Consider the following 7,224-nt stretch of genomic DNA (forward strand, 5'->3'; position numbering starts at 1 on the left):
GGGATAGGCACGCGGAGCCTAGGTTCATTGGGGTTCTGGCTGGTCACCGTCGTACGACAGATGCTGAGGACATGACTGCACAGACCACCACCGTCTACGCGTACGCCGCACCCGCGCCCAAGGCACCGCTGGAGCGGGTCACCATCGCGCGCCGCGCGCTCGGCACGCACGATGTGCTCATCGACATCAAGTACGCCGGCATCTGCCACTCCGACATCCACATCGCCCGGGCCGAGTGGGGGGAGGGCGGCTTCTTCCCCGTCGTGCCGGGGCACGAGATCACCGGTGTGATCGCCGAGGTCGGCCCGGGCGTCACCCGCTACGCGGCCGGCGACCGCGTCGGCGTCGGCTGTTTCGTGGACTCCTGCCGCGAGTGCGAGAACTGCCGTGCCGGGCTGCAGCAGTACTGCACCGGCGAGACGGGCATGGTCGGCACCTACTCGGCAACGGGCCGCGACGGCCAGCCCACTCAGGGCGGCTACTCACAAAGCATCGTCGTCGACGAGGACTACGTTCTGCGCATCCCGGACGCACTGCCGCTTGATGCCGCCGCACCGTTGCTGTGCGCGGGCGTCACCACCTACTCGCCGCTCGCATACTGGCAGGCCGGGCCCGGCAAGAAGGTCGCAGTCGTGGGCCTGGGCGGCCTAGGCCACCTGGCCGTGAAGATCGCGCATGCGATGGGCGCCGAGGTCACCGTGCTCAGCCAGTCACTGCGCAAGAAGAACGACGGCCTGCACCTCGGCGCGGACCACTACCACGCCACCTCGGACCTGTCCACCTTCACAGCACTGGCAGGCAGCTTCGACCTGATCCTCAACACGGTATCCGCCGGCCTGGACCTGGGCGCCCACCTAGGGCTGCTGAAGATCGGCGGCACCATGGTCCAACTCGGCGTCCCGGAACACCCGCAGTCCCTGTCGGCCTTCCCCCTGGTCGCCCAGCGCCGCTCCCTGTCGGGCTCGCTGATCGGCGGCATCCCCGAAACCCAGCAGATGCTCGACTTCTGCGCCGCCCATGACATTGCCGCGGACATCGAGCTGATCCGCGCCGACCAGATCAACGAAGCATACGAACGAGTACTGGCCAGCGATGTCCGCTACCGCTTCGTCATCGACACAGCCACCATCTGACGCACACCAACCCGCGGCCGTGATCGAAGACAGTCCGCCGAGGGAGGGGCGTCTCGCAAGGCAAGGGGCTCATAGATCACCCGGAACCGCAGGTTGCACCGGAACCTGCTCACCCAAGTGCTCCTGCCGGCCGTGCTGCTGTCGTCGGCCGACACCAAACGCCCCGCTCCGGCTCCCGATCCTCCCGCATTGCCCGCCGCCACGGCCGGCACACTCCACGCCCGGTACGCAGCCAACCGCACCGTCATCACCACGGCCTCGGCCATGGCCGACGCCGACGGCTACGCTCAACAAGCCCGCATACTGCGGGCGATGAGCACACCGGACCGGATGTTCTTCACCTTCGACCCCGGAGGCAGTAAAGCCGCCGAGGTCATCGGCGACCTCACGACCGCCAAGAGGATTGCCGTGATGGTCCCCGGCGCCAACACCACACTGGCAACCTTCGAATCCAGCGACTCCCGCGCGTACAAACTTCTAGGAGGAGGAGCCCGGGCCCTGTACGACGAGATGCGCCGGCAACGACCGGACACCCCGGCGGCGGTGATCGCCTGGCTCGGCTACCACCCACCCGCTGCCTTCGACATCGCGCTGCTCACCACCAGCCGTGCCGACACCGGCGCCAGAAAACTGCACGATCTCATCGTCGACGTAGAAAGAGTCGCACCCTCCGCACAGGTCTCGCTGTTCTGCCATTCCTATGGCTCCGTGGTGTGCGGCCGGGCCGCCAACGGCCTGCACATCGCCGACATGGCCTTCTACGCCAGTCCCGGCACCGGCGCCAGCCACGCATCCGAACTGCGAACCGGCGCGAGGATCTGGGCCGGAGCCGGCAGCAACGACTGGATCACCCGCATACCGCACAGCAGGATCGGCTTCTTCCACACAACAGTCGGCCTCGGCACCGACCCGGTGTCGAAGAGCTTCGGTGCCCGCAGGTTCAACGCCGGCCAGGCCGCACACAGCACCTACCTCAGACCCGGCTCAGTCTCGCTGAAATCCCTCGCCCGCATCGCATCAGAATGAGGTTTCCGACTTGTATGGCTGTAACGGAGCGCGGTCGGGATGGCCGCTCGTAGCGTCTCCGTAGAACGTCGGATCGGGTGGCTCGTGAGGTTCCTGTCGCCTTTTCGAGGCTGGCTCTCTGGGAGTGTGTCACCGACCCGGCGTCCGTCTGCGGCCTGACTCAACAGAGGCATGTTCCCGGCCTACGTAGTTTCGGAAGCAGGAGTTTCGGCCGTGGACGTCCCTGTCGTCCCCCTCTTGTTGGGGCCTTTTGCCGTGATATTGCTCGGAGTTGATCCACACAAGTCCACCCACACCGCCACCGCCGTGGCCTGCGAAACCCAGCGACAGCTGTCGTCGGTGACGATCCGGGCGAGCCTGGCGGAGTACCGACTTCTGCTGCGCAGAGCCCCGCAACCCTCAGCCCCCGCGGTGCACCTTGTGGTTGGACGCCTGGGCACGGGGGCGGACGACGAGCAGGTCGATGTTCACGTGGGACGGGCGGGTGATCGCCCAGGTGATCGTCTCCGCAACGTCTTCGGCCGTCACGGTTCGGCGACCCCCGCATAGACCGCGGCCGCCTTCTCCTCGTCCCCGCGGTAGCGGGTCAGGGCGAACTCGCCGGTCTTGACCATCCCGGGCGCGATCTCGATGACCCGCACCGGCTCCCCGCACAGCTCCAGCCGCAGCGTCTCGGCGATCACATGGGCCCCGTGCTTCGCGACGACGTACCCGCCCCCGCCCTCGTAGGTGGCGAGCCCCGCCGTCGAGGAGACGACGAGCACCGTCCCGTCGCCGCTCTTCCGCAACGCGGGCAGCAGCACCTGCGTCACGTTCAGCACGCCGAGCACGTTGGTCTCGTACATGGTGCGCCAGTCGGCCGGATCGGCGTCGGCCACCCGGTCCGCACCGAGCGCCCCGCCCGCGTTGTTGACCAGCACGTCGATGTGGCCCAGCGAGGCCGCGAAGGCGTCGACCGAGGCCGGTCGGTCACGTCCAGCACCTGCGCCACCGCGTCCGGCAGCTTCTGGGCCAGCGCCCCGATGCGGTCCTCGCGGCGCGCCGTGAGCACGACCCGATACCCGGCGGCAGCCAGCTGCCGTGCAGCGGCGGCGCCGATGCCACTGCTGGCACCGGTGGTGACAGCAATACGAGTACTCACAACAGACTTCCAGGGGTGCAAGGGCGCATTCGTGGCCGACGGGCGGAACCCGCCGGGGCGCCGTGGCCGTGGGGGAGCCGGGCTGGCTGACCGGGCGGCAGGGGCAGGCAGGTTCTGCTGATCGACAGGCATGCGTCCGTGTTCACTGCGCGACCTCGACCTGAAGCTCGATCTCGACCGGGGCATTCAGGGGGAGCACCGCGACGCCGACGGCGCTGCGGGCATGAACGCCCCGGTCGCCCAGCAGCCGGCTGGCACCGTTGACCACGCCGGGCTGGCCAGTGAAGTCCGGTGCGGAGGCGACGAATCCGGTGATCTTCACCACGCGCCGGATGCGGTCCAGGTCTCCAACGACGGCCTCGACGGCGGCCAGAGCATTCAGGACGCAGGTGCGTGCGAGGTCCGCGGCCTGGTCCGGGGTGATTTCCGCACCGACCTTGCCCGCGAGGGGCGGTACGCCGCCGGTCAAAGGGAGCTGTCCCGATGTGTGGACGTACGGCCTGACTGGAGTGCCGGGACGTATGCAGCGATCGGCGCGGGGACTGCCGGCAGGGCCAGGCCCATCGCTTCGGTCTTCTTCTCGATACCGCTCATGGCTGGGTTCCTTTCAGGAAAGCTGCTGGTGGGAAATGCCGTGCGGGTACCCGGCCGCGGAGCCGGGTGGCGGGGTCAGTGGAACTGGGTGTGCCAGATGTCCTGGGGATTGCCATCGGCGTCGACCACCGTGAACTGCGGCCACCGGTCGAAGGCGGAGCACGGATGGGAGATCCCCAGGTCGACCTCGTCACCGACGTGAAGGCCGTGGGCGTCGGTCAGGACGAGGTGGTGGTCGAATATCTGGGCTGCTGTGGCTTTGGCGTCCTGCCTGCGTATGCCCTGCGGGGAGCGGGCGCCGACGAGCACGGGCAGTCCGGCGTCGTAGGGCAGTTCGCGTCGTCCGGCGCCGACGACTGCCAGCCCCGGTTCCGGTGTGGACAGCACGACGGCCCTCACAGTCAGTGCCGCCCGCAGCCCTGGCACCGGCGAGACATGCTCGTATGTGCCGTGGTCATGCGTGACGTAGCAGCCCGACCGCAGAACCGGAACGGCCGGCAGACTGCCGGGCCGTCCGCCGAGGCTCGCGAACGCCCGCACCACACGGTCGGGAAACGCGGAGCCGCCCATGCTGAACACTGGCTGCGCAGTCTGGAAAAGCGGTATCAGACTGTGAAAGACCCCGGCCGCCTTCCGGCAGTGTTCGTCAACATCGGACAGCGTGGCGCTGTCACGGAGATTGGGCCGTACGCCTTCATATCCGCCGACCCCCGCCAGAAGTAGCCCGGATTCGGCATAGACCGCGGCGCCGAGGGCGTAGGCCTGCGCGGGCTCCCGCGCCCCTGACCGCCCCCCGTGCGTCCCAACGTCGACGAGAACGCGCAGCGGGTTCCGCGTTCCTTCCATCGCCTGGCGCGCCAGGCCCAGTCCGGTCACGGAGTCGATGAAGCAGTACAGCTCGAGCTCCGGCACCGCCTCGAGCAACTGCCGCAGGAGCGCCAGGTCGCAGGAGTGGACCACTTCATTGGCGATGACCACACGCCGTATGCCCCAGCCCACAGCTGTCCGGGCCTGTCCCGCAGTGGCCACGGTGACGCCCCACGCGCCGGCGTCGATCTGCCGCTGCACGATGGGACGCGTCATGGTCGTCTTGATGTGCGGGCACAGCTCCACGCCCTGCTCACGGCACCAGCCTGCCATGATCCGGACGTTGTCTTCCAACGCCCCCAGATCCAGCCGCAGTTCAGGCAGTCCGTGAGTCCGGGCTGCAGCTGACGATGTCTCGCGGTCCATCATTCCTCCACAGGTTGCCGGCGGCAGGGGAGGGGGTGGATGAGGCATCCGGTCCCTGCCGATCGTGGCCCGGGTCTTCGAGAACCCTGGCGCTCAGGCAGGCGACTGCTCCATGCATGCTCCCCGGAGCCGCACACTCCCTATAGGTCGCCTATATGCGATGGACCGTAAGCTAAACACGACGCCGATTTCAACTATTCTGGAGGTGAATCTTGTAAACTGGACGAATGGGTAGGAGGGCGCGGTGACGCGCAATGACGGCCACGTGCCGACCGGGGGCGAACCCCCGCACGAGAACGGCATCGGCCAGCTTCTCCGGCGCGAACGCCTCGCACGAGGCATGACCCTGGAGAACCTCTCGGACAGCACCGGCCTGTCCCGCAGCTACCTCAGCAACCTCGAGCGGGACATGAACAGCCCGACCGTCAACACGCTGCGCACCATCGTCGACGCCCTCGGCATCACACTCAGCCGCCTGTTCCTGGAAGCCGACCGCAAAGAACGCGTCCTGACGCGGCCCGGCCAACGCGTTGAACTCACCCGGTCGGGCGCGCAAGGCATCACCTACACCCTCCTCAACCCCGAAGGCAGCGGCCAGCTCGAAATGATGCTGCTCACGGTGGCCCCGGGAGCCTCCTCCGGCACCATCCCGCACACCCACACCGGAGAAGAAGCAGGCATCCTGCTGAGCGGAGAACTCGACTACTGGGTCGAAAACGTGCACTACCGCCTGCAGCCCGGCGACTGCGTCAGCTTCGATTCCTCCCGCCCCCACCGCTACCACAACCCCGGCCACGTTCCGGCTGTCAGCGTCTGGGCAGAAACACCACCAGGCCTGACCCCGCCGAACCGCACCGGCCAAGGCCACCGATAGCGCCCACAACAGGCAGGCGGCCCGTGTAGGGGGCGGCCATGGCCAGGGTGAAGGGGAACGCCGAACTCAAGCGGGCCAACGAGATCCTGAAGGCCGCGGCGTCTTTCTTCGCGGCCGAGCTCGACCGGCCACACACGCGCTCGTAGCGTTCATCGACGAGCACCGGGACCGCTTCGGCGGCGTCGAGCCGATCTGCAGAACCCTCACTGGACAGGACTGCAAGATCGCCCCCTCCACCTACTACGCCCACCGCAAACGACGGAGCACGCCGTCGGCCAGGACCGTGCGGGACGCCGAACTGAAGGAACAGATCAGCGAGGTCTTCGAGGCCGACTACCACGTCTACGGGGCGAGAAAGGTCTGGCGTGAGCTGAACCGGCAGGGCCACCGTGTGGCCCGCTGCACCGTCGAGCGCCTGATGGGTGAACTCGGTATCGCCGGAGCGGTCCGGGGCAAGCGCGTGATCACCACGCTGCCCGGCGGACAGGTCGAACGGGCGCCGGACCTGCTGGACCGCGACTTCGTCGCCGCCGCTCCGAATCGCTGCTGGGTCGCGGACTTCACCCACGTGAAGACCTGGGCCGGCATCGTCTACGTCGCCTTCGTCGTGGACACGTTCTCCCGTCGGATCGTCGGCTGGTCCGCGGCCACCGTGAAGGAAACGGTCTTCGTCCTGGACGCCCTGGAGATGGCGGTGTGGCAACGTGACCGCGACCAACACCCCGTTCAGTCAGGCGAGTTGATCCACCACTCGGACGCCGGGTCGCAATATACGAGTTTCCGGCTTGCCGAGCATCTGGATGCCGCCGGCATCGCCGCCTCGATCGGATCGGTCGGCGATGCCTACGACAATGCCCTGATGGAGAGCACGATCGGCTTGTACAAAACCGAGTTGATCAAACCCCAGCGGCCCTGGAAGTCGCTCTCCCAGGTCGAGTTGGCCACCGCCGAGTGGACCGACTGGTACAACCACCGCAGACTCCACGGTGAGATAGGCCACGTTCCGCCCGTCGAGTACGAAGCCAATCACTACATGGAATCCACGAAACCCCAGGTCACAACCACAATCTGAGATCTCTACCGAACCCGGGGCGGTTCACAACGAGCTACCGCCCCCACCCCCACAGCCACCCCCGCCGCCCCGGCCGACGAGAACGCCGAGCGCTACGCCGCGCTCCTGCGCACCCTGAACGGCACCACCAGCTCAGCCTGGAAACACTACG

General features: G+C 67.6%; 5 protein-coding genes and 2 pseudogenes. 4 read left to right on the forward strand and 3 right to left on the reverse strand.

Going from position 1 to position 7,224, the window contains the following annotated elements; all coding sequences use genetic code 11:
- Window positions 1-71 precede the first annotated feature (71 nt).
- Complete coding sequence (locus tag ACIQE0_RS37565) at window positions 72-1,133, forward strand: NAD(P)-dependent alcohol dehydrogenase (protein WP_402340572.1); 1,062 nt, start codon at window positions 72-74, stop codon at window positions 1,131-1,133.
- Between the two features lie 264 nt (window positions 1,134-1,397).
- Complete coding sequence (locus tag ACIQE0_RS37570) at window positions 1,398-2,159, forward strand: alpha/beta hydrolase (RefSeq protein WP_402340575.1); 762 nt, start codon at window positions 1,398-1,400, stop codon at window positions 2,157-2,159.
- Window positions 2,160-2,558: 399 nt separating this feature from the next.
- Here the strand turns inward: ACIQE0_RS37570 and ACIQE0_RS37575 are convergent.
- From ACIQE0_RS37575 to ACIQE0_RS37585, 3 genes and pseudogenes are all read right to left on the reverse strand, one after another.
- Window positions 2,559-3,300: pseudogene (locus ACIQE0_RS37575) on the reverse strand (SDR family NAD(P)-dependent oxidoreductase).
- 142 nt (window positions 3,301-3,442) lie between these two features.
- Window positions 3,443-3,894 (reverse strand): annotated as a pseudogene (locus ACIQE0_RS37580) (RidA family protein).
- A 75-nt stretch (window positions 3,895-3,969) separates the two neighbouring features.
- Window positions 3,970-5,127, reverse strand: a complete 1,158-nt coding sequence (locus tag ACIQE0_RS37585) for an alanine racemase (RefSeq protein WP_402340578.1) — start codon at window positions 5,125-5,127, stop codon at window positions 3,970-3,972.
- A 244-nt stretch (window positions 5,128-5,371) separates the two neighbouring features.
- On the opposite strand from ACIQE0_RS37585, the gene ACIQE0_RS37590 reads away from it, so the two are divergent.
- Window positions 5,372-6,001 carry a helix-turn-helix domain-containing protein gene (locus ACIQE0_RS37590; RefSeq protein WP_402340581.1) on the forward strand — a complete coding sequence of 210 codons (630 nt, stop codon included), beginning with the start codon at window positions 5,372-5,374 and terminating at the stop codon, window positions 5,999-6,001.
- Between the two features lie 151 nt (window positions 6,002-6,152).
- Window positions 6,153-7,073, forward strand: coding sequence for an IS3 family transposase (locus ACIQE0_RS37595; RefSeq protein ID WP_402340586.1), 921 nt, complete (start codon window positions 6,153-6,155; stop codon window positions 7,071-7,073).
- Window positions 7,074-7,224: the final 151 nt, after the last annotated feature.

Origin of the sequence: Streptomyces sp. NPDC093097, assembly GCF_044754325.1 — a bacterium.
Classification (GTDB): domain Bacteria; phylum Actinomycetota; class Actinomycetes; order Streptomycetales; family Streptomycetaceae; genus Streptomyces.